This is a genomic window from Rhizobium sp. NZLR11, assembly GCF_019685115.1.
Classification (GTDB): Bacteria; Pseudomonadota; Alphaproteobacteria; order Rhizobiales; family Rhizobiaceae; genus Rhizobium.
Genome location: NZ_JABDWD010000009.1, coordinates 1 through 21,949, shown reverse-complemented (window position 1 = coordinate 21,949; position 21,949 = coordinate 1). Strand labels below are relative to the sequence as shown.

Below are 21,949 nucleotides of genomic sequence, written 5' to 3'. Positions count from 1 at the left end.
TCTCACTCCAGATGGGGCATTCCCGTCAGCGGTATTTCTCCCGCGGGATAAGCGGCGCGGCTCAAACCTGTTCGATGGCGCCGGTGATCAGACCCGTGACTTCTTCAGGCGAACTTGCCTCGATTGCCTTGTCGGCGACTTTCCGGCCGCGGCGCATGACGATCACCCGGTCGGCCACGGTGAAAACATCGGGCATGCGGTGGCTGATCAGCACGACCGCAATGCCGCGGTCGCGCAGCTCGCGGATCAGATTGAGGACCTCGGCCACCTGTCGGACCGAGATGGCGGCGGTCGGCTCGTCCATCAGCACGATCTTTGCCTCCGACAGCATGGTGCGCCCGATCGCCACCGCCTGCCGCTGGCCGCCCGACATCTGCTTGACGAGATCGCGCGGGCGGGTTTCCGATTTCAACTCCCTGAAGATCTCGCCGGCGCGCCGATACATCGTCCCGTAATCGAGGATGCGAAACGGACCGACGCCGCGGCGCAGCTCGCGCCCGAGGAAGACGTTTGCCGCCGCCGTCAGATTGTTGCAGAGCGCCAGATCCTGGTGCACGATCTCGATGCCGTGCTGGCGCGCCTCGATCGGGCGATGCATGACGATCTCCCGGCCCTCGAGACGCATGATGCCCTCGCTCGGCCGAAAGTTGCCGGCGATCATCTTGACCAGCGTGCTCTTGCCGGCGCCGTTATCGCCCATCAGGCCGACGACCTGGCCGGCTTCGAGCGCGAACGACACGTCGTTGACCGCCTGGATGGCGCCGAAATGTTTTGAAATATTGGTGAGCTCGAGAACCGCGACCAGCCGACTACCCTCCCCTTAACTGCAGGCCTGCCTTCGCCGCCGGTTGCCGATACCCGGTTGCCAGTCAGACGCCTACGATCTCGCTCAGCCGATCTCCTCCCGGAAAAGCGATTGCGCTCATTAATGCAAAAGCGCCAGGAATCGTCAATCAATAGTCCGCTAAAACGTCCCCTCATCACAAAAATCTATTTTGTACGATAAATACAGATTGACGCCGGAAACGCATAGATATTAGCTGTTACTGGGGGAGAGAAGTATGCTGATCCTTGTCACCGGGGCTACGGGCAAGGTCGGGCGGCGCTTTATTACTGGGCTGCTTGACGAGCCACAATTTTCCAACGCACGCATTCGCGCGCTTTGCCATAATCGTGTGCTTGGTGAAACCGGCCGGGTCAGTGTGATCAAGGGCTCGATCGCCGATAGCGATGTCGTTGCAGCGGCGATGGACGGCGTCACCCATGTCGTGCATCTCGCCACCTGCAAGGAAATCCCCGCCGATGTGATGGATATCACCGTCAAGGGCCTGTTCTGGCTGCTCGAGGCGTTCCGCGCCAGCCCCACGGCAAAGCAGTTCATCCTCATCGGCGGCGATGCCGGCATCGGGCATTTCTTCTATCGCCATGACGGGCCGGTGACCGAAAAGACGCCGCATCGCGCCTATCCCGGCTGTTACGCGCTGTCCAAGGTGCTGGAAGAGGTAATGCTCGAGCAATTCGCCATCCAATACGGCATCAACACCTGCTGTCTGCGCGCGCCGTGGATCATGGAGAAGGACGATTTCAAGTTCACGCTGTCCTTCGGCGAGGATGTCTTCGGCGGGCCGGACTGGAAGACGCTGGTGCCGGCAGCCGATGCCGAGCGTTATTTCCGCGATGGCACGGTGCCGCTGCTGCGCGACGCCGATGGCCGGCCGCTGAAACGCAATTTCGTCCATGTCGACGATCTCGTCTCGGCGATCCTCGCGGCAATCGACAATCCGCGCGCCAAGGGGCAGCTTTTCAACATCTCGATGGATCGGCCCGTCGATTATGGCGAGGTTGCCGCTTATCTCGCCCGCACGCGCGGGCTCGGCTCGGTCAATATCGAAAGCCAGTTTCACTCGAACTGGATGGACAATAGCAAGGCCAGATATCTGCTGGACTGGAACCCCGTCTACGATCTGGAAAAGCTTATCAATTCGGCTTGGGAATACCAGCGATCGAAGGAGGAGCCTCGGGTCGTCTGGTATCCAGGTTGATGACGCGGCGGGTGCAGAAGCGTCCGTCTTTTTCAATGGGAGGAAGCTATGAGGAAGGCATTATTGCTTACAGCTGCAGTCCTGGCGCTGACGGCCGGACAGGCCCTGGCCGCCAAGAAGCAGCTGGTTATCGTCGTCAAAGGCCTCGACAACCCGTTCTTCGAGGCGATCAACCAGGGTTGCCAGAAGTGGAACAAGGAAAACGCATCCGCCGAATATGAATGCTTCTACACCGGCCCGGCATCGACCTCCGATGAAGCCGGCGAAGCGCAGATCGTCCAGGATATGCTTGGCAAAGCCGATACCGCCGCCATCGCCATCTCGCCGTCGAACGCCAAGCTGATCGCCCAGACGCTGAAGACGGCCAATCCGAGCGTTCCCGTGATGACGCTCGATGCCGATCTTTCGGCAGATGACGCCGCTCTCCGCAAGACCTATCTCGGCACCGACAACTATCTGATGGGCGCCAAGATCGGCGAATACATCAAGAAGGCCAAGCCGAAGGGCGGCAAGATCTGCACGATCGAAGGCAATCCCGGCGCCGACAACATCCTGCGCCGCGCCCAGGGCATGCGCGATACGCTGAGCGGAAAGAAGGGTCTCGCGGCCTTGAAGGGCGAAGGCGGCTGGACGGAAGTTGCCGGCTGCCCGGTCTTCACCAATGACGATGGCGCCAAGGGCGTTCAGGCGATGACCGACATTCTCGCCGCCAATACCGACCTCGATGCCTTCGGCATCATGGGCGGCTGGCCGCTGTTTGGCGCACCGCAGCCCTACCGCGACCTGTTCAAGCCGCTGGCCGACAAGATCGGCAAGAACGAATTCGTCATCGGCGCCGCCGACACGATCGGCGACGAGGTGGCGATCGCCAAGGAAGGCCTGGTCACCGCGCTCGTCGGCCAGCGGCCGTTCGAAATGGGCTACAAGGCGCCAACCGTGATGATGAACATGATATCCGGTAAGAAGGTCGAGGATCCGGTGTTTACCGGCCTTGACGAATGCACCAAGGACACCGTCGACACTTGCATTCAAAAGTGATCTTGGCATTCCAAAATTGATGCGGCTCGGAGCGCCCACGTCCGTGGGCGCTCCGATGTTTATGCAGCGCTCAGCTGCGCACCGATCCAATCCGAGAATGCCTGCATGGCCGCCGTGACCGGCCGCGATTGCAGGCGCGTCAGCCAATAGCTGCCGAGCGATATGGCGGTGGCGAAGGGCTGGACGATCGCGCCTGAGGAGAGGTGCCTTGTGAACATCGATGGCGGCGCGAGCGCGACTCCGAGCCCCTGAAGGGCCGCCTCCATCATGCCGACGGAGGAATCGAAGACGATGCCGGCATGGACCTGCGCTGTGGGGGGAACGCCGGCGGCCTGAAACCAGGTGCTCCATTCATCCGTCCGGTAACTGCGCAGCAGCACCGCCCCGGCAAGATCCTCAGGCGATTGCAGATGTTCCGCCAGTTTGGGGATGCAGAGAGGCGAGAGCGGCGCTTCGAACAGGCGTTGCGCCTGCGTTCCGTGCCATGAACCGCTGCCGAAGCGGATGGCGAAATCCAGCCCTTCGGCGGCCGGATCGACGCGGTTATTGTTGGTGGACATGCGGAGATCGATAAAGGGATGCCGGCGCTGGAAATCCGAGAGCCTCGGCAGCAGCCAGCCGACCGCAAATGTCCCGACAACGCCGAGAAACAGCAATTCGCGCACCTGCCCGGCTTCGATCCTGTCCAGCGTCGTCGCCATCTGGTCGAAGGAGGCCGTCACCGTCGGCAGCAGCGCCTCGCCTTCCGCAGTGATTTTCAAGCCGCGGGGAAGACGCTGGAACAGCGCCACGCCCAATCGGGTCTCGAGCCCTTTGACCTGCTGGCTGACGGCCGCCTGGGTGACGCAGAGCTCGATCGCGGCGCGGGTGAAGCTCAGATGCCGTGCAGAGGCTTCAAAGGCGCGCAGGCCGTTCAAGGGGAGGAATTGCCGAACCATTTGAGCCCTTTGTTTTGATGCATGTCGTTCTCCCGGAACCGCCGCCCACTTCCGGGCGACATGCATTAGATTTTCTTGTGGCTGCTGCGAGATATCATCATTTGTGATTGCAAAATAGCGCGAGTAAACGTCGTCCCCATGCGCTTTTGCGCTTGTTTTGGTTGCCCTGCCGATGTGGAGGATGACGGTTATGAAAAGCATTGGGATAAGAATTTTATCGGCCGTCTTGCTCTCGGCCTGCGCTGCCACAAGTGCTTTTGCCGCCGACGAGACCAAGTTGAAGGCGATCACGGATGCCGCGATCACGCCGATCATGGAAAAATACGCCATCCCCGGCGTTGCCGTCGCCATCACTGCCGACGGCCGGGACCACATCTTCACCTATGGCGTCGAATCCAAGGACAGCGGCAGGCCGGTGGCGCCGACGACGCTGTTCGAACTCGGATCGATCAGCAAGACCTTCACGGTGACGCTGGCATCCTACGCCGAAGCAAACGGACAACTCTCGCTGTCGGACAAGGTCGGCAAATTTCTGCCGGCGATGAAGGGAAAGCCGTTCGGCGATATCGCCCTGATGAATCTGGCCACCCACACGGCGGGCGGATTTCCCTTGCAGCTTCCCGATGAGATCAAAACCGAAAAACAGCTGCTCGGATATTTCAAAGCCTGGCAGCCCTCCTATGCGGCCGGGACTGAGAGAAGTTATGCCAATCCCAGCATCGGCATGCTCGGCTATATCGTGGCAAAAGCCATGCACGGCAATTTTACGGCCTTGATGGAGGGCAAGCTGTTTGCCGGGCTCGGATTGAAAAGCACTTATATCGATGTGCCGAAAGCGCGGCTGGCCGACTATGCTCAAGGCTATAAGCGCAGCGGCGAGCCGGCCCGGATGACGCCGGCCGTTCTCTCATCCGAAGCCTATGCCGTCAAATCCACCGCAGGCGACATGATCCGCTTTGTCGACGCCAATATGGGCCTGATCAAGCTGGACGAAAAACTGCAGCAGGCTATCACCAACACCCACATCGGATATTTCAAAGCAGGGGTGATGACCCAGGATCTCATCTGGGAGCAATATGCCTATCCTATAAGTTTGAACGACGTGTTGGAGGGCAATTCGCCCGCGATGCTGAAGACCATGCCGGTTTCGGAACTGCGGCCAGCGATGCAACCGCGCGACGATGTGTGGATCAACAAGACTGGCTCGACCAATGGCTTCGGCGCCTATCTCGCCTTCATCCCCAGACAGCGGCTCGGCATCGTCATCCTGGCCAATAAGAACTACCCCAACGAGGATCGTGTCGCTGCAGCCTATCAGATATTGACCGCGCTCTCGGCCGACTGATCGGAAAACAGGCCTGGCCGGGCGTGAGTGCACGCCGGACCGGGGGGCGTCAACGGCAAACGGCATCACTTGAATTCTGCTTCGTGCTTCCGAAAATCGGGTCAGACTTTAGCCCGATGCCGGACTGGCGTCCTCGTGATACAAACCGGTGCGATCGACGGACGCGCCGCGCCCGCAGTCGTTCCGATGCCGAATCCGGCGACACTACTTTAAGTAAGACATATGAATAATTAAGATTAATAAGGGAGTATTTTCTAGAATACTTCTAATGAATTGCCACGCCTTAAAGGTGATGCTAATAAACAAACCACATTCTCAAAGTCACAAGGCGCAATCCAATGAAAAGCGTATTGATTTCTGGCGGAGCTGGATTTATCGGATCGCATTTGTGCGACCGGCTTTTACTTAGATCCGACGTCCAGAAGCTGGTTGTTGTTGACAATCTCTGGACCGGACTTTTCGACAATATCGCCCACATCAGGGATCCCCGCTTTCACTTCGTGAAGTCGGACGTCGAGACGCTGCAGACGTCGGAGAAGTTCGATGAAATCTACCATCTCGCCTCCCCGGCATCACCGCCATGGTATATGAAGGAACCGAAAAGGACGATTTCCGCCAATCTTCTCGGGGCATTCCGGCTGCTGGAGCTCTTGAAGAAGGGTGGGCGTTTCGGTTTCACCTCGACCTCCGAAGTCTATGGCGACCCGCTGGTGTCGCCGCAGCCGGAGACCTACAAGGGCCAGGTGGATTGCACCGGACCGCGCTCGTCCTACGACGAGAGCAAGAGGTGCACGGAATCGCTGCTGTTCGAAATGCAGCGCACCGAGGGGCTCGACCTCAAGGTCGTCCGTCCCTTCAACATTTACGGCCCCCGCACACGGCCCGATGACGGCCGCGCCGTCTCCAACTTCATCACCCAGGCGCTGGCGGGACGGCCGATCACCGTGTTCGGCGACGGCAAGCAGTCGCGCAGCTGGGGTTATGTCGATGACGTCGTCGACGGTTTCGCACGCTATTTCTGGATAAATGAAACCGACTATAAGGGACCTCTGAACGTCGGCAACGATCGCGAGATTTCGGTGCTCGAGGTCGCGCAATATGTGTCCAAGCTGGTCGGCGGCGTGCCGATCGTCTTCGAGCCGTCACCGCCGCAGGACCCGACCAACAGACGGCCGGACCTGACCAACGCCAATTACGTCATGCCCGAGTGGTCGTGCAAGGTCAGCTACGAACAGGGCGTCGCCATGACGCTCGACTGGTTCAGGGACCAAATGAAGGCGCATGCTGCAGAGTAAACCATCTCAGCTTTCGAGACTCGTGTCCTGAGTGCAGGTGGCGTATTCACGGTGCGATTGAGAGAGTGACGATGCGAGAACCAATTCCGTCCGATCTGAAGGATATAGGTTTTCCCGTACCGATTCATTATCTCGATCTCGCCACCTCTCACCTCGATGCCGTTTCGCCCCTGATCTCTGATGGGATGGTCTTCCCGTAGGATAATCCTATATCGAAAGGCCCGAGACGGGCGCCGCCCTGGCCGAGGGTGTCGTGCGACCTGAGGCCATCGAGCATGCGCGTCATGTCGCGCAAACCGCTGTGCGCAACCGCGACGCCAGCATTTTGATTTGCACCAAGGACCGCCGGAGGAACTATGCCGTTGCCTGGCCTCGATGCCCAAACAGTCGCTCAGCCCGTCGAGATCATCGTGGTTGGATAATGGCTCTGCAGGCGAGGCAACGCGCCGCGTGGTAGAGGAATCGGGTGCAACCTATGGTGCTTCTCCGCGGCTGCAGCAGCGTCGGCCGCTACGATTTCCTCGTATTGTCATAGAGTGCTGAACGCAGTTTCGCCTGCATCCACTGGACGTGCTGTTCGATCATATGCGCGTGGAAACTGGGGTTATTAAGAGTATTCAATGTGAAGTCGGACAAACGCGGGGGGACGTTGATCGGCTGCCCCTGCCATTCGGCAAGCGCCACAGGAAGATATCTATGTATTGCCTGGCGGTTCAACCACGGACGGAAATGCCGTGCGTCCCACGGTTCGGCGCCGATCCGGTGACACATGTCGCCGATGTGTACGGTCCCATTCACGATACGAGCAGCGAGGGGTCGGCGTTCCGCCAGCATAGCTTCGGCTGCGTCAAGGCCTTGGTCCAGATTGATCTCGAGCACGTCGATTTCATCAGTGGAAGCTGTCGGAAGCCGCCAATCCTTACCCAACACTTCCGCGGCGCCGCGAAGATAATGATATCCATTGAGCTGTCGCTCTACCTTCTCATAGAGCCTGCGAAGGCCAGCCTTTTCCAACATTTGGAGGACGCGAGGGCCAGCCTTGACGAGGGGGTCAAGGACAGAACCGGCGCGGGTAGCGATGGCCCTTTGCAGACGCCTCTTCCGCCCCTTTCTTCCGGCAAACCGATGGATCGCAAGCAGCCGCTGTATGTCGGGGTGCTTACGAGCCATCAAGGCATCGGAGCGTCCCTCTTGATGCCTGCGCACCATCTTTCCGGTGAGTGTCGTCGTTTGATGTTCGAGATGATAGCCCAATGCGTCAGGAGCAAAACGAATTGGAACTCCTCTTTTGATCAGACGCAGACCAAATTCGAAGTCTTCTCGTGCACGGGCGAATTGAGGATCGAGCCCGCCCATTGCGTGAAATAGTTCTGCATCCAGCGAAAGGTTTCCTGTCAGCACATCGGTAAAGGCGAACTGATGTCCAGGGCGGGACACACGCTCGAAGTGCCTCGTCCACCACGCGCGCGCGCTGAGGCGGAAGCGATCCTTTGCGATGTGCGGAAGTGGCGGGTAGGGCCCCATCACTACGCCCCCAGGGTGGCGCTGATGTTCAACGACGTGCGCCCGAACGAAGTTTTCCCCGGGCTCAATATCGTCATCAAGGAAGATCAATAAACGGCCGCTCGCGACCTGCGACCCAGCATTGCGGGCGAGTGCCGGACCGACGCCCGGCAACGTCAGGGTACGAAGCGGAACGCGGGTACCAAGCGACGAGAGCATTGTCGACGTGTCGTCCTCACACCCGTCCGCCACAACCAGGACTTCGAACGCTGGGGTCCCATCTCGCTGAGCGTCAAGCTTGCTTAAAAGCGATCTCAGCATGGCAGCACGATTATGCGTTGGTATGATAACGCTGATGTCAACCACGCTTATGCCCTGCCTCCCCTGCTCGCGCCCGCGCCCTCAGATAACGAACCGGGCCGCTCACAGCACCTCTGACCTGCGTTAAGGCGTCGTTGTAAGGCAGGCTGAATTGGTGTCTCCGTCGAGGTTGAAACAACCGCCGAAGAAGCCTGAGATACGAACGAACCATGCGAGGGAGCGCACGCGGGTTTCCCTCGAACAGGAGGGCCTTCGTCAGGATGGCGAACGATGCAACCTCGTAGCCATACATCTGCTGCTGCAGTTCCTTGCTTGAGCGACGATGGCGGTGCCAGTTCAGAGCCTCGGGATCGTAGATGATCCGATATCCGGCTTCGAGCACACGCCGGAACATGTCTGTGTCACCACCAGCCAGACTTAGCGTTCCAGCGTCAAGAGCCTCGTCGAACCACCCCACCGCATCAACGATCGTTCGGCGCAACGCCATGTTGACACCGGCACCCGCATGCCATCCCATGAATGGGTCCAGGTTATGGGCATCATAGACCTGACGCCTGAAACCACGGCAAAAACCGCCAAAATGCTGAAAGGCGATCTGCGAGTCCGTTTCCAGCTCTGCCGCCATGGTAAGGCCGGTTACGGCCAGCACTAGGGGGTCCTCGAAATTGCGAAGCAAGGTTCTAAGCCATAGCGGGTCGGGGACCGCATCGTCGTCGATGAAGGCGACGACGTCTGCTTCTGTGTTGCGAAGGGCAGTATTGCGCGCGACGTCAAGACCAGGACGCGGTTCGCGCAGATATCTCACAGTGTCGAAGCGCCCGACTAAATCGCGCGTGGCCTCGTTCGATGGGGCATTGTCGACGACGAGAATATCGGCCTTATCGGGCATAGCCAAAAGCCCGGTGAGGCAGCGCTCCAGATCTTCGGTACGATCGCGCGTGCAAATCACCACGGAAGCTTTCGGCAGCTGACTTGGAGTCGGCGACGGGTCAGGGAGGGCCAGCCGATGCCTCAGCCAAGCCTCGAACACCGACGAACTGGCCGCAGACAGAATCCGGTCTTTAATTGGCGTCTTGCCGCCATCGGTGTCGAAGGCGATCACAGCTTGGCCGCACGGACGACCGGCGACCCGGATCAGCACAAGTGCACCCTGATAGTCATCGGTCGGTTCAAAATCTGGCGGAAGGTAAAGAATGTCGATGTCTCGAACCGCAAGGCGCATCAGGAGTTCCGATCCAAGCTGCGCTGACCCAATGAGCCGTGGTCCGGCGAGGTCGCGGTGGGGCGCGACTGCACCTGCTCCCACTGTGTCGGAGGATTCAGCATACCCTTTCTTGGGCCGGGGCCGGTCACGGCGAGAGGATAGACTTCGGCGTGATAATCGTAAACCTGCTGCCAGTCTGCCGAAAAAAGGCCTACAGTAACGCGATAGTCGCCGGGCGCCAGGTCGATACGATTGAGTGATGTTTCGATGCGCACCGTGTCCGTGTCTACGACAGGGGCGAATTCGGCCAACTTGCTGTCGGTCTCGAAGCAGCACGTATCGTCCGCCGCGTAGATGCCGATGACGATAACGGCGTTGCGATCTCTAGTGGCGCCAACATAGGTCAGTGAAATCGACAGCCGGTCGCCCGCAACGATGGTACTTGTCGGCGTGCTTTGCTCGTTCAGCAACACTACGGCTGTGATCTGGAGTTCGCCATTGCCGAACCGGCTGACCTGCGGCACAAGTTCGACGGGCAGTTTTGTAACGGCGAACGGTTCGTGCGGAACGCTGGCGACCTTCGCCTCGACAGCCGAGGTATAAAGCGGGAGCATTTCGTCGATTGGTCCGTAGCCCACGACGCGTCCGCCTCTCAGGAACAGCACGTGATCGCAGATTTCTCTTACCTGCGAGACGTCGTGTGACACGAAAAAGATAGTGGCGCCGTCCTTCAGTATCTCCTTCACTCTTGCAATGCACTTCTGCTGGAAGGCTTGGTCGCCTACGGCGAGGGCCTCATCGATAAGCAAGATGTCCGGGCGCACATGAACTGCCACGGCGAATGCCAGGCGCATACGCATCCCGGTGCTATAACTGCGAACCGGATTCTCAACGGCCGCCTCCAGCTCGGCGAAGGCTACAATCTCGTCAAACCGCTCGGCAACCTCGGTCCGCCGCATTCCCGCGATAACACCCAGCAGGAAGATGTTCTCGCGCCCCGTCAAATCGTCGGTCAGGCCCGCCCCGATGTCGAGCAAGGCGCCAATTCGACCCATCACCTTGATCTGCCCTTCGTCCGGACGACCAACACCGCCGATCAGACGCAGCAAAGTGGACTTCCCGGCCCCGTTTAGCCCGACCACGCCGACAGCTTGCCCTGGCGCAACCGCGAAGCTGATGTGGCGCAGGCCCCAAAAGCTTGTCGACTGTACCACGGACCGTCCGGACAAAAGGTAACCCTTCAGGGTGGTAGAGCGTGCACCCCCTTGCGCACGGTAGCGCTTGCCGACATCGTGGACGGTGATGGCGCCTTGTCTCATAGGTCGTCCACTAGGCGTGCGCTGCCACGCTCGACCAGCCAAATGCCAGCAAATAGCATCGGCAAAGAAATCAGCGCAGTCTTCCAATAGATATCAACGGGAGGCCACGCGTGTTCGACGAAAATGGCGCGGTACCCCTCGAGAATCCAGGCCATCGGGTTCCAGGTGTGAATTAAGGCCATCGGCTCACTCGCCTTGAGTGGGCTGTAGAACACGGGTGTCAGGTAGAAACCCAGCATCAAAACTACGCCTACCAAATGTTGAGTATCCCGGAAGTGGACATGCGCAACCGCAACAAGATAGGACAGGCCCATCGTGAACAGCGCCTGCGCAAGGAAGACGAGTGGAAGTGCGACGACGCTCAAAGTCGGGCCCCCGGTCTCGATAAACGAGATGATGAAGAGGAGTGGCAGAGCGAGCAGAAGGTGAACTGCCTGTGTGATGACTGCGACAACAGGAAGTATCCCGATCGGAAAGCCCGGCCGGCGCACCAGTTCGCTGCTGCCGGTTATGGAAGTCGTCGCTGCGGGCACCGCAGTGCTGAGCCAACCCCAGGCCAACACGCCGGAAAAGACGAAAGTGGTGTAATGGGGAATATCTAGGGGCAGGACCTTACGAAAGATCAGCGAAAAAACCAACAGCTGGCTCAATGGCCGCATCAAGGACCAGCCGAGGCCAATTGCGGACCGTTGATATCTCATCTTCAGATCGCGTGCCAGAAGTTCTAACAGCAAATCGTTCCATTGCAGACAGACGTGGATCAAGGGCTTCCACTGATCACGACGCCAGCATTGGTCCCGTCGCTTCGCGCGATCAAGCGCATCATCCTTGAGATGTTCAGGCATTTCGGCTCACTTCTGCCACCGGTTAAATACACCTTGCCTCAAAGTAGTAAAGATCATCATACTCGCGAACTGACCCGGTACACTAGCGTGATCGTTATCGTAGGAAGCAACAATTATGCCGATGGTTTCCATCATTACACCGGCGCATGGAGCGGAAACAACGATTTCTTCGACTTTGGAAAGCCTGATAGCGCAAAGTCATGCCGACTGGGAATGCTTCATCATTGATGATGGTTCAACCGATCGGACCGCTGAGATCGCGGACCGTTTCGCGGCTCGGGATACGCGCTTCCGTGTGCTGCGGCAGGAGCAGCGCGGCGTTTCAGCTGCTCGCAATGCGGGACTGGCACAGGCGAAAGGCGACTGGGTCGTCTTTCTCGACTCAGACGACGCGCTGGCACCCTTCCATCTCGAAACCATGCTGAATCACACTCGAACTTTGCCGCAGGCCGACATTCTGCATTGCGGTTGGCGCCGTCTGAAAAATGGTGCTCCCTGGTGGCAGTCTCACCCGGCAGTGAAAATGGACAATCCGTTTGCCGAAGCAGCGCGCTATTGCCCCTTCGCGATCCACGCCGCCTTGCTTCGCCGGTCCCGGCTTGCAGAACTCGGCGGCTTCGATCCGGAGATGGCAATGTGCGAGGACTGGGACCTGTGGCAGCGCCTCGCTCGAGTTGGCGCCGAATTTGCGCCGGTCGAAGGCCTGATGGCCGACGTTAGCGTAGAGGCCGGTTCGCTGTCGTCAAACAGGGTTAAGCATCTCGATTTTGGTCTTAAGGTGATCCGGCGCGGCCACCATTCCGATCCGCGCATCGCCTATCCGGTGCCGGCGCTCGCCCAGGGAATAACAAAAGCTGCGTTGGGAACGGCGTGCTGGTATCTCGCGATCTGGCTTGTCGGCGCCTCAATAGGTCAGGGCGACAATCCTGGCGAACTGCTTGAGCGGGTGGCGGAGCCTATCCCACCTGACGCTGACGCCTACGCGCTCAGTGCAATAATAATGGACGGGATTGTGGTCGGCGCCTTCCCCGACGAGCCGATTTGGCCCGGACTTTGGTCGAAGATCCAGGGCAAGCTTCCGGACCTAGAGGCTTGGTTTAATCGGCATGGTCCCCAAGAAGCTTTTGGTTCCCTGTTGATTCGTTCACTGGAGCGAAAGGTCGCGGACCAGCTGCCGACCGACGTGCCCAGCACGATCGGAACAACAAAAATAGAGCCAATTGATTTGGATCGACCTATCGTTGACCTTATCTTGCCCGGCATTGAGCGGTTGCGCTGTTGCATCTGGCGAGGTTCGACGCTGCTGGGGCAACTGGAGTTTGTTGTCTTCGGAGCAATCGAAGCGGATGCTATCCGAAGTCGACTTAGGACGGTATTCGGCCCGGAGTTCGACGATCTGAAGCACCCAACAGCGGTTTTGTTGGCAGAAGATGGCTTCGTCAATCTTCCTGATCAGGATGACGGGCGCGCCGCCTCCGCCAGCATGGCAGCGCCAAGCTACAGCGGAGTAGCTCAACAGGTGCTGAAGCTCATGGCGAAAATATCAAATTGGGCCGAAGCCAAGACAGTAACGGGTTGGTGGAGCAAGAAGGAGCCGACACCAACACGTGTCGACTCGATATCAGGCATGGCGCATACCGGGCGCGCTGAATTCGATCGAATCGTTGAAGAGGAAACCCAGCGGGCGGTTGCAGCCTCAACGCAGATGTCCAAGGAGACGCCGTCGAAAAAAACCGGCCCAGCGGGCGATGAGGTGCCGAGATACGATACGGAGGCGTACTGGGAGGAGCTGTTTTCCCAGGTCGACCCTTGGGACTACCGAAACAACTATGAGACCGTGAAATATCTTCAAACACTCTCGTTGTTGGACGATCGGCGCTTTTCAAACGGCCTTGAGCTGGCCTGCGCGGAAGGAACCTTTACACGGATGTTGGCCTCCCGCGTCGACAACCTGCTGGCGACCGACATTTCGGCGTCGGCAGTCGCTCGAGCGGCCTCGCTTCAGGACCATGATTCCGCGGTAACCTATCGGCAGTTGGATCTTTTGAGCGACGAGCTAGAAGGGCCTTACGATCTCATTGTCTGCAGTGAAGTTCTGTACTATTTCGAGAACAGAGAAAAACTCCAGCAGATAGTCGATAAGATTGCGGGCAGTCTTCGCATTGGTGGTTGGTTCGTTACTGCCCACGCCAACCTCCTGATTGATATGCCGCATGAGACAGGATTTGGGTGGCCGCATGAATTCGGTGCGGTCGGCATAGGTGAGATGTTTGACCGGCATCCGGATTTAACTCTCTCGGTCGAAGCCAAGAGTCCGCTCTATAGAATCCAAAGGTTCGAGAAGGTGGAGCACGGGGGTTTCCTTGAGCCGACACGCGTGGAAGTAAACACGGCGCAGCCTTTGCCTCTTCAGGTCGCTAGCCAAGTACGCTGGAGAGGGGGGCAAGTTGTGGAAGCGGCCGCCGACTGGAACGATGTCCCGATCTTGATGTATCATCAGATTTCGGACGACGGTGTGGAACAGCTTGCTCGATACCGCCAATCTCCGGAGGCCTTCGAAACTCAACTGGCCTTCCTGCGCGACGCCGGATGGCGCGGGATGACTTTGGACCGGCTGCTTGCTTGTTTCGATGAAGGTGCCAAACCGCCAGAAAAGACATTAGTCCTGACCTTCGACGACGCTACGCGCGATTTCATGACGCATGCCCTCCCACTGCTACATCGATACGGCTTCCCATCCTCACTCTTTGTCCCAACCGATAGGGTCGGCGGCTCCGCAATATGGGATTCGGCCTATGGATCGCCGGCTCCACTGCTAACTTGGGAGGAACTTGCGGCAGTCGCGAACAGCGACGTGACGCTGGGCGCCCACGGTGTCCGGCACGTGCGTTTACCTGCCCTGGCACCGGAGAGCCTATTGCGAGAGCTTGCTGGCTCCAAAGCTATGCTTGAAAAACGCCTAGGTCGAGAAGTGCTGGCGGTCGCTTATCCGTACGGCGACTTCGACCCCGCTATCCGGGACATAGCCGAACAATGTGGTTACCGGATCGGGTTAAGCTGCGTCGGCGGCACGGTGCGGGCGGATGCCGATAAGCTCGCATTGAAAAGACAGGAGGTTTTTCGCGGGATCACCCAGTCAGAGTTCGCAAATCTGCTATTTGGCTGAGACAAGAATGGGGGGGTCCACCGTCCAACCCGCATCGTACTTTGTTCCTAGAGCAAAGCGATGATTGGGATTTGGAGAGAAATTAGGTTCCTGCTTCAGCCATGATCGGGCCTTTTTTTTGAGGCTCGTCATTGCCTTTGATCTCGCGTCAACCACAAGCATCTCGGCGGCAATTGGCTTGTTATGTCGCGACATGGTAGCCACAAGTCCGATGAGCGCGCGATATTGGCCTTGTTCAACAGCCCTCTGGGCGAGCCACCGGCCACAGCGGCGTAGGCCGGCCCGGATTGCAAAACCCTTTTCCGGGTGTCTCGTTAGCATTTCATCCGCGACCAGAATCCAGGACCGAAGCATTCGCGTCAGATTGGCTGACATGTTGTCGGGGGTTTGGCGATAGCCGACAAGATGATCCGGCACCACTACAAAATGCGAGAGTTCAGCGGCCAGGCAGTAGAAGAAATAATCTTCACATCCCTGCGCCTCGCGCTGTTGGAGTGAGGAGTCAAATCCTCCGGTCGCCTCGAGGACATTCCGCCGTACGAGTGGCGAGCTTCCATTTCCAATGAAGTTTTTGGCAAGTACTTCGTCGAGCACATCTCCCTCGACGGAAATCTCATTGCTCCGGTAAATGACGTAATTCTTATGGTCGATCATCGCATACCAAGTGTAGACTAGCCCGACTTGTGGGCCGCCTGTCTCCAATGCCACCAATTGTCGCTCAATTTTATCAGGTGACCAAAGGTCATCAGCATCTAGGAATGCCACTAGGTCGGCAGGGGTAGAGCGCCAACCCGCATTTCGAGCAGCAGCGACGCCTGAATTTCTTTGCTTCAATACTCGCACGCGCGGATCAATTTTAACGATTTCTTGCGCAATGGCCAGGGTATCGTCCTTGGAACCGTCGTCCACCACGACGATATCGAGCGCATGATGCGTTTGATTGCGAACGCTGCTGATTGTTTCAGCCAGAGTTCGTTCCGCGTTGTAGGCCGGGATTACAACAGCAACAGTTGCTTCACTTCTTGCCGATTTCTTCAAGCTCTCAACTCCACACGATCGCAAAGAAGTTACACCAAGATGGACGTTTGAGTTTCAATAGATGGAGTAATGGTTATTCGACAAGATATTTCTAGCCAGCAGCTGTTCGTAGTCGACAGATTGCCGGTGCAAAAGCGACGCGCGCCGCCAAAAAGACGGTCACCATCTACCTATGAGGAAGCTGATCTGTATCCATCCCGCCTTGCGCTTCAGCACCGTGGCGGGAAGGAGATTATTGCTCGTCATTGCTCGCCTCCTTCGCCGCGACGCCGGCCGCGGCCATCAGAAGGTTTGCCAGCTTGGCGGCAACGGTACTCCGTTTCGCATCGCTCAGGCCTCGCATCTGCGGTGGATCGAACGGTATGCTCAATTGCTTGATCGGCATTCTCGCCGGCTGCGGCCGCCCGACCGCGCGCAGCTAAGACACAGTCGCCGCCTGGTCCTAAAAATTATAGATGGTTGAAAATGCTCGTCGGAGTGAGCTCTCCATTCGGCGACCCTTGAAGGATACTACGCCGGAGAACCATAGCTAAAGTAATAATTTACATAAATTATAATAACCCCAATAATAATCTTGGACAAGATCGAATTTAACTGCAATCATACCTACGCACTGTGCAAGCGTTTCCTACCGGAGGACCCGTCACCCACCCCGACGGGTCCTCAACTTTGCTTGCGGAAGATTGTCGCAAGCGATTGCTGTTGCCTCTATGTCGGCATCGCAAAATATTGCATCGGACAGTGATGTCGCGCGGAAGAGATACGCTCAATGAGACAACCTCACATTTTCGAATGAGGATGGCAGGTGCGTCGCTCGTCAACCCGCATCAGAAGCTATACTTTCTGTCGGTAACCGAATTATTTACGCATGAACGTAACTTCCTCAATCCGATCATGTAACATGGTCGACATAGGCGCATGATAGAAACTAATAAAATTATTGAGACTATTAATAGATATGCCATGCGATTATTGCATTTTAGAATTTAATTCGCCTTTTGATTGATGCTTAAATACAACCTCTGTCTGAAACTTATTATTTAACCTTTTGATAAAAATTTACTTGATAACTACGATGACCAGTCGCAGTTTGTTTTATCCGTCGGCCTCGGTTTCGGTTTCCCAGAGAGCAGAAAATCGACCGAAACCGTTCCCCCGCAGCCGCCCGACAACCTGCCGGGCATACCGACGGCAGGATCACAATTGACGGCCCTGACGGTCATGGAGATGATGACGCGCCCGAGAGGTGCCGGTGCAGTTTAGGACCGCCGGATGAAGGCAGCGGAGATGTACGATGGTTCAATATATCGCAGAATCAGGCGGTTACACAGCACGACATGGAACAATTGCGCCGCTCAAGCCGGCAACAACCGATCCGTTGATTTCGCAATCCGGTGCAGGGATTCCGGCACAGCTGATTGAGATACCGGTGCCAGGCCGATGCGTCGGCCTCGTGCGGGATCCTTTCGACACGACACGCCCGGCATCCCTAGACCCGTCTCGTTTCAACACGCCGGAAGGTCTGATGGTATGCCAAACCTGTGTCGAAATGGCCGCACCTCGAGAGGGAATTAACCCTTCATAAAGCATTTGCTTGCTCAACTTGTAATTTGTGTCATGGTCACTGTAAGTAGTGAGGGAGCCGACCTGATGAGTGATATGGCATCGCATATTCCGGAATTTGGTTACGATGAACGCGTGATGATCTGCCGGAAGCAGATCGAGAAGGCGGTTTATCAGTTCATTGCAAATACGAGGGTCGAGGGGTGCGATCCGGCGGAAGTCGCGATGGCCATCGCAGACATTGCCGACGATTACATTTTACTGCTGGCCCAGAAGCGCAATCTGACCCATTGAGATCAGGGACCGGCCCTCGATCGGCCGGTCGCGCAGTAGACATGTAAACGCGAATTCGCGCCGCTTCCCTACCCGGAAGCAACGTCAAGAAGATCGTTTGTCGTTCGCTTGAAACTACCCATGTGACGGGAACCGGCAAATCCTAACGCGCCGACCATCAGCGACCTGCAACTAGCCGGGCTTTCTCTTAGCCGCAATTGGTCGATTGCCAACGCGCGGGTTCGGCTTCAATCCGCTATTTCCCCCGCGACGGGATCGAAGGGCTCTGCTTCGATCGACGAGTGCTCACATACGCATAACCGCGAAAATCGATGTTGATTTTCGCGGTTATGCGTGGGTTCGAAGGTGTGAAGTCGCGTGATCGACGCGTTAATGACATCTCACGCTTACTTGCGGGACCGGCGAACTCAATTCGGCCAATTCCTTGGTCAACCCCTCCCCCACCTCCTGCTTCACGGCCTCGAGCGCCAGATCGAGGCAGTTCGTCGCGAGCTGCAGTTTGACATCCTGAGCGACCTGCCGTGCATAGGCGATCATTCGCGCCAGCGCGATGAGTTCGTCGGGACCGTCTTCCGCCGCGCGGTCTGCGTCTCTCTTGGCAGCCAATGTCACGCCCATGTGCATTTCTCCCTTCAATTGAAGGAATGATACGCGCGCTGACGTGATCCAGCCCGTGAAAAAAGCGTGACACAACCCCCGGTGACATTGCCGCCTTCGATTCACGGGGCAGGTCGAGTCCGGAATGAGGTCTCATGCAGTGTCCAAGGCAGATCGGCATTCGAGCGAATGTCGCGGGCGTCCTGCACGGCCTTCAGCAATTCCAGCGCGTCGATACGTTTTTGATCGACGGAATTCGAAGCAAGGGCCGCCAGCAGTTGCGGACGGCCGGGCTCGGCCATGTCAGCACATTGCTCGACGATCGCCCGCCAGGTCCGCTTCTTGAAAAAGATCGCGCTTGCGGCATCTTCGAGCTTTTGGCGCAACCCGGCTGCCAACAGCCCGCGATCCTCCATCGCATCGAGCGTGGCGCTGACATTGACAAGCGGGATCGTCAGTGGCTTGCTGCTCAGTGCGCTCGGCGCGTGGATGAGTGCGACGGCGGCATCGTCGACCAGCCGGCCGGAGCGATAGTCCTCGAAAATGCGGCCGATCCCGATCATCCCAAACGGATGACATTCCGCGGCCCGCAAGGCGCCCATGCTTGCTGCCCCAAGGACGGCCACGCCAAGCGAGAGTGCATGGAGAATTTCCTTGTGCCAAACCGGTGCGGCATATTCGAAGCAGCCGTCGATCAAGCCGATGACATTGGCGCCCTGCTCCACCTGAGCCAGGACATCGCCTTGCATGGCAGGCGACAGGACGCGGATCGCCTCGCCGGCAAGCAACGCCGCATCGGGAAGACTGGGACCTGCGAAAATGATCTTCAAAGCCCTATCGCCTTGGCCAGTGCCCTAGTCCCAAATCGCCGGGCGCGTTCCCCCTCTGGATTTTCGAGTTCAGGGATAACGACTTTGACGACGCTGAAGGGAAGCGTGTCGTCGCTGAGGCGCACTGTGATGACCGAAGCAATCCCTCTGCTGCGCAGCGCGTCAAGCACATGTTGCAGCAGATGCGTCAGATCCTGTTGCTGGCCTGCCGCACCGTCACGATGGAGGGTGGCAGGCGGTGCGGCAACCGCATCGAAGGCTCGCCGCATCAGCGGCGGGAGGGATCTCGAGAAAGTTGCAGGCGAAATATCGTCCCTGGCGCCGCTAATATGGGTCAGCCGGGATTGCACGGCTTCCGTCACCGCGCGAATGGCCGCGCGCACCGGGAACGGATGCGCCCCGGTGCCGCCGGTTACCTCGACAAGGCGAATGTCCCTCTTACGGCGAAGATCCCTGCCACCGCGAAGATCACTCCTGACGTGAAGATGCCTGGGGGCCGGAACAAGCTCCCCGGGGGCCAGCATGGCGGTGAAGCAGGGGATTGCGATGTCGCTGGTAATATCGAACAGCCTGAGCGCCAATCCCGATGCTTCGATTTTGTCGATCAGCCCGTTGAGGGCGCCATCCCCAAAACCGCGGGGATCGACGCAGCGGGCATAAAGATCGGCTTCCCCGCCGACCTGCCACAACACATGGGCGTCGCGCTCGATACGCTCCAGTACGCCATGAAAGATTGCCTCCTCGGCATTGTTTCCCGAAGCCAAGCCATCCGACGACATCCAGTATCGCGCATTACGCGTCCGGTCGAGCACCACCGCTTCGAAGGGAATGTGGATCTCGCCGCCGCTGAGGATATTGACGCCGGCAACCCATTCCGTCTCGTCGTCCGGCCCGAGATCGGGTTTATGGACGGCGGTCAGGCAGCTCAACCTGTCGACCTCGCAGCCCATCGCCTGCAAGCGAGAAGAGGAACCGTGAACGAGCTTGACGAACGGCTCGCCGGCGACCGCCCGTTCGAGGGCTTCCATGACAGTGGATACCTTGGCGTCCAGATCGGTCAGGCCCTTTCCCTGCGCAATCACGATCGACCGCGAATTCGGGGTATATGCGCACCAGACAGGGATTCCGATGTCGTCCAATCCGGTATGTCGTGCAACCCTGGTAATGCCGAATCTGGCCAAAAGAGGTTCGACGCGGGAAAGAGTTTCCCCCGGCGACATGATCCTGTCGGAATAGTGGGCGCGGTGTGTCAGGACACCGCCTCAGCCATCGACGTAGCCGAAGGCACCTGCGCCGACGAACGACGGCGCCTGCCTCGCCAGGTATGCCTATAATGGCCGGCAAAAATACAGGCTGTCGTCAACAGCCCTTTGATCCGGTAGCGAACCAAGTCGCCACTCGTCTCGATCAACCGCAGATCGCCGAATGCCTGCAGATGAAGCACGATCCGTCCTTAGCCGTTTACAACCGGATCATGCAACTCACCGTCGATCTCAGAGAATCCCGCGACCGCCAGACTTTTGGCCAATGCCACCAGTTTTTGCCTGATATTCGGATCCTCGATGGCGATGAATGCCTTGTTGAGCGCCAGCCCCTCCTTCGAGGACAAAAACTTGTTCAATTCGCTAGTCTCGCCTTCGATCGGTCCAGAACCGCCGTTCTCGAAGAAAAAGCCGATGGGCACGCGAAGAATCTCGGATATGCGCTGAAGACGGCTGGCGCCTATTCGGTTCGTGCCTTTTTCGTATTTCTGGATCTGCTGGAAGGTAATGCCCAGAAGTTCGGCCAGACCATGCTGGGTCATCCCGAGCGTCTTTCGCCGGATCCTCACGCGGTTGCCAACATAGACGTCGATCGAATTCGGGGATTTAGCCTTCATGTGAATAAGTCTCCCACCTCATCAGCACGCCCAGCTGTATAATGGAGAGTTTAAGCAAAAATGCAACTAAAAGTAAATATTTGGTAAGGACTTTTTTTCAGCACTGCACCCAGTAAAAAAACAACCTGTGGATTATTGCAGCGGATGCCCTGGAGAGGCTGCATAAAGCGCTCTCTCTCGCTCTGCCGCACCCCTCGAAATTGACGAATGCTGTTCGAAATCGGCGCCACTTCGACGCCGTCTCTAAAGAGGCTTTTGAGCGACGAGCGTCATAGGCCGAGCCGATATTCCGCGGGAGGTTGGGATAGTTGATATTGGCCTTGGCAATACCATCGCCGGAAGATCGACGCCGACGACATAATAACCCTTGTCCGCGGGAGCAGCGGCTGCCCGCCAGTACCACATCCCAAAGGCGTCCAATTGCCGACACGAAGCCAAAGATATTTAACGGATAAATGTATACTGCTGGATTTAGACAGCCCGATCGAAACCCTTCTCGCACCGGAGAAGACAAGCTTGCCTGAGAATTCATCGTCCGCAAATGCGAAACTGCCGGTGGGAAAACGGAAGATTCCCGTGGTCTTCTGGTTGCTGCTGACGATTTCCCTCTCGCTGGTCATGGGAACGGTGCTTCTTTCCAACGATATGAAACACTTGAAGACGGTGGGCCATTACTTTGGCTTCGATCTCTTTCCTGCTGACGTTAAGCCGCCTCCCCCCAAACCCCTGCCC

General features: G+C 57.8%; 17 protein-coding genes and 4 pseudogenes. 8 read left to right on the top strand and 13 right to left on the bottom strand.

Annotated features, from left to right (window positions below; genetic code table 11):
* Positions 1-61: 61 nt before the first annotated feature.
* Positions 62-981: pseudogene (locus HJB83_RS16990) on the bottom strand (ATP-binding cassette domain-containing protein).
* Between the two features lie 80 nt (positions 982-1,061).
* On the opposite strand from HJB83_RS16990, the gene HJB83_RS16985 reads away from it, so the two are divergent.
* Positions 1,062-2,042 (top strand): NAD(P)-dependent oxidoreductase, encoded by a 981-nt coding sequence (locus HJB83_RS16985; protein WP_221117506.1) that lies wholly within the window; start codon positions 1,062-1,064, stop codon positions 2,040-2,042.
* A 48-nt stretch (positions 2,043-2,090) separates the two neighbouring features.
* Complete coding sequence (locus HJB83_RS16980; RefSeq protein WP_221117507.1) at positions 2,091-3,080, top strand: substrate-binding domain-containing protein; 990 nt, start codon at positions 2,091-2,093, stop codon at positions 3,078-3,080.
* Between the two features lie 59 nt (positions 3,081-3,139).
* Here HJB83_RS16980 and HJB83_RS16975 read toward each other — a convergent pair whose 3' ends face one another.
* Positions 3,140-4,018, bottom strand: a complete 879-nt coding sequence (locus HJB83_RS16975; protein ID WP_207581429.1) for a LysR family transcriptional regulator — start codon at positions 4,016-4,018, stop codon at positions 3,140-3,142.
* A gap of 190 nt (positions 4,019-4,208) precedes the next feature.
* Between HJB83_RS16975 and ampC the strand changes: the two genes are divergently transcribed.
* The 3 genes and pseudogenes from ampC to HJB83_RS16960 all read left to right on the top strand — a co-directional run.
* The gene (gene ampC, locus HJB83_RS16970; protein WP_221117508.1) at positions 4,209-5,363 is read left to right on the top strand and encodes a class C beta-lactamase; all 1,155 of its coding nucleotides are present in this window, start codon (positions 4,209-4,211) and stop codon (positions 5,361-5,363) included.
* Positions 5,364-5,701: 338 nt separating this feature from the next.
* On the top strand, positions 5,702-6,658 hold the full coding sequence (locus HJB83_RS16965; RefSeq protein WP_221132453.1) for an NAD-dependent epimerase/dehydratase family protein: 957 nt from the start codon (positions 5,702-5,704) through the stop codon (positions 6,656-6,658).
* A 71-nt stretch (positions 6,659-6,729) separates the two neighbouring features.
* Positions 6,730-7,153, top strand: a pseudogene (locus HJB83_RS16960) (glycosyl transferase); the annotation flags it as partial.
* 15 nt (positions 7,154-7,168) lie between these two features.
* Here HJB83_RS16960 and HJB83_RS16955 read toward each other — a convergent pair.
* From HJB83_RS16955 to HJB83_RS16940, 4 genes are read right to left on the bottom strand one after another with little or no spacing between them, the layout of a single operon-like run.
* Positions 7,169-8,527, bottom strand: a complete 1,359-nt coding sequence (locus tag HJB83_RS16955) for a glycosyltransferase (RefSeq protein WP_221159571.1) — start codon at positions 8,525-8,527, stop codon at positions 7,169-7,171.
* Complete coding sequence (locus tag HJB83_RS16950) at positions 8,520-9,704, bottom strand: glycosyltransferase family 2 protein (protein WP_221132451.1); 1,185 nt, start codon at positions 9,702-9,704, stop codon at positions 8,520-8,522. Before HJB83_RS16950 ends, HJB83_RS16955 begins: the two co-directional genes overlap by 8 nt.
* Positions 9,704-11,005, bottom strand: a complete 1,302-nt coding sequence (locus HJB83_RS16945) for an ABC transporter ATP-binding protein (protein WP_207581435.1) — start codon at positions 11,003-11,005, stop codon at positions 9,704-9,706. The genes HJB83_RS16950 and HJB83_RS16945 overlap by 1 nt, the downstream gene beginning before the upstream one ends.
* Positions 11,002-11,850 (bottom strand): ABC transporter permease, encoded by an 849-nt coding sequence (locus HJB83_RS16940; protein WP_221117512.1) that lies wholly within the window; start codon positions 11,848-11,850, stop codon positions 11,002-11,004. Before HJB83_RS16940 ends, HJB83_RS16945 begins: the two co-directional genes overlap by 4 nt.
* Before the next feature lie 115 nt (positions 11,851-11,965).
* On the opposite strand from HJB83_RS16940, the gene HJB83_RS16935 reads away from it, so the two are divergent.
* Entirely contained in the window at positions 11,966-15,016 is a 3,051-nt protein-coding gene (locus HJB83_RS16935) for a trifunctional glycosyltransferase/class I SAM-dependent methyltransferase/polysaccharide deacetylase (RefSeq protein ID WP_221117513.1), read from the top strand.
* Here HJB83_RS16935 and HJB83_RS16930 read toward each other — a convergent pair.
* Both HJB83_RS16930 and HJB83_RS16925 read right to left on the bottom strand, forming a co-directional pair.
* Positions 15,005-16,054, bottom strand: coding sequence for a glycosyltransferase family A protein (locus HJB83_RS16930; protein ID WP_221117514.1), 1,050 nt, complete (start codon positions 16,052-16,054; stop codon positions 15,005-15,007). The genes HJB83_RS16935 and HJB83_RS16930 overlap by 12 nt on opposite strands.
* A gap of 232 nt (positions 16,055-16,286) precedes the next feature.
* The gene (locus HJB83_RS16925) at positions 16,287-16,439 is read right to left on the bottom strand and encodes a hypothetical protein (protein ID WP_221117515.1); all 153 of its coding nucleotides are present in this window, start codon (positions 16,437-16,439) and stop codon (positions 16,287-16,289) included.
* Positions 16,440-17,704: 1,265 nt separating this feature from the next.
* Here HJB83_RS16925 and HJB83_RS16920 point away from each other — a divergent pair.
* Positions 17,705-17,911 carry a hypothetical protein gene (locus HJB83_RS16920; protein WP_007630845.1) on the top strand — a complete coding sequence of 69 codons (207 nt, stop codon included), beginning with the start codon at positions 17,705-17,707 and terminating at the stop codon, positions 17,909-17,911.
* Positions 17,912-18,280: 369 nt separating this feature from the next.
* On the opposite strand, the gene HJB83_RS16915 is transcribed toward HJB83_RS16920, so the two are convergent.
* The 5 genes and pseudogenes from HJB83_RS16915 to HJB83_RS34145 all read right to left on the bottom strand — a co-directional run.
* Complete coding sequence (locus tag HJB83_RS16915) at positions 18,281-18,529, bottom strand: hypothetical protein (protein WP_207581441.1); 249 nt, start codon at positions 18,527-18,529, stop codon at positions 18,281-18,283.
* Positions 18,530-18,630: 101 nt separating this feature from the next.
* The gene (locus HJB83_RS16910; RefSeq protein ID WP_207581442.1) at positions 18,631-19,338 is read right to left on the bottom strand and encodes a TfuA-like protein; all 708 of its coding nucleotides are present in this window, start codon (positions 19,336-19,338) and stop codon (positions 18,631-18,633) included.
* Entirely contained in the window at positions 19,335-20,558 is a 1,224-nt protein-coding gene (locus HJB83_RS16905; protein ID WP_221117516.1) for a YcaO-like family protein, read from the bottom strand. The genes HJB83_RS16910 and HJB83_RS16905 overlap by 4 nt, the downstream gene beginning before the upstream one ends.
* A gap of 233 nt (positions 20,559-20,791) precedes the next feature.
* Positions 20,792-21,217, bottom strand: a complete 426-nt coding sequence (locus HJB83_RS16900; RefSeq protein WP_221117517.1) for a helix-turn-helix domain-containing protein — start codon at positions 21,215-21,217, stop codon at positions 20,792-20,794.
* Positions 21,218-21,485: 268 nt separating this feature from the next.
* Positions 21,486-21,627: pseudogene (locus HJB83_RS34145) on the bottom strand (methyltransferase domain-containing protein); the annotation flags it as partial.
* Between the two features lie 106 nt (positions 21,628-21,733).
* On the opposite strand from HJB83_RS34145, the pseudogene HJB83_RS16895 reads away from it, so the two are divergent.
* Positions 21,734-21,949 (top strand): annotated as a pseudogene (locus tag HJB83_RS16895) (DUF6030 family protein); the annotation flags it as partial.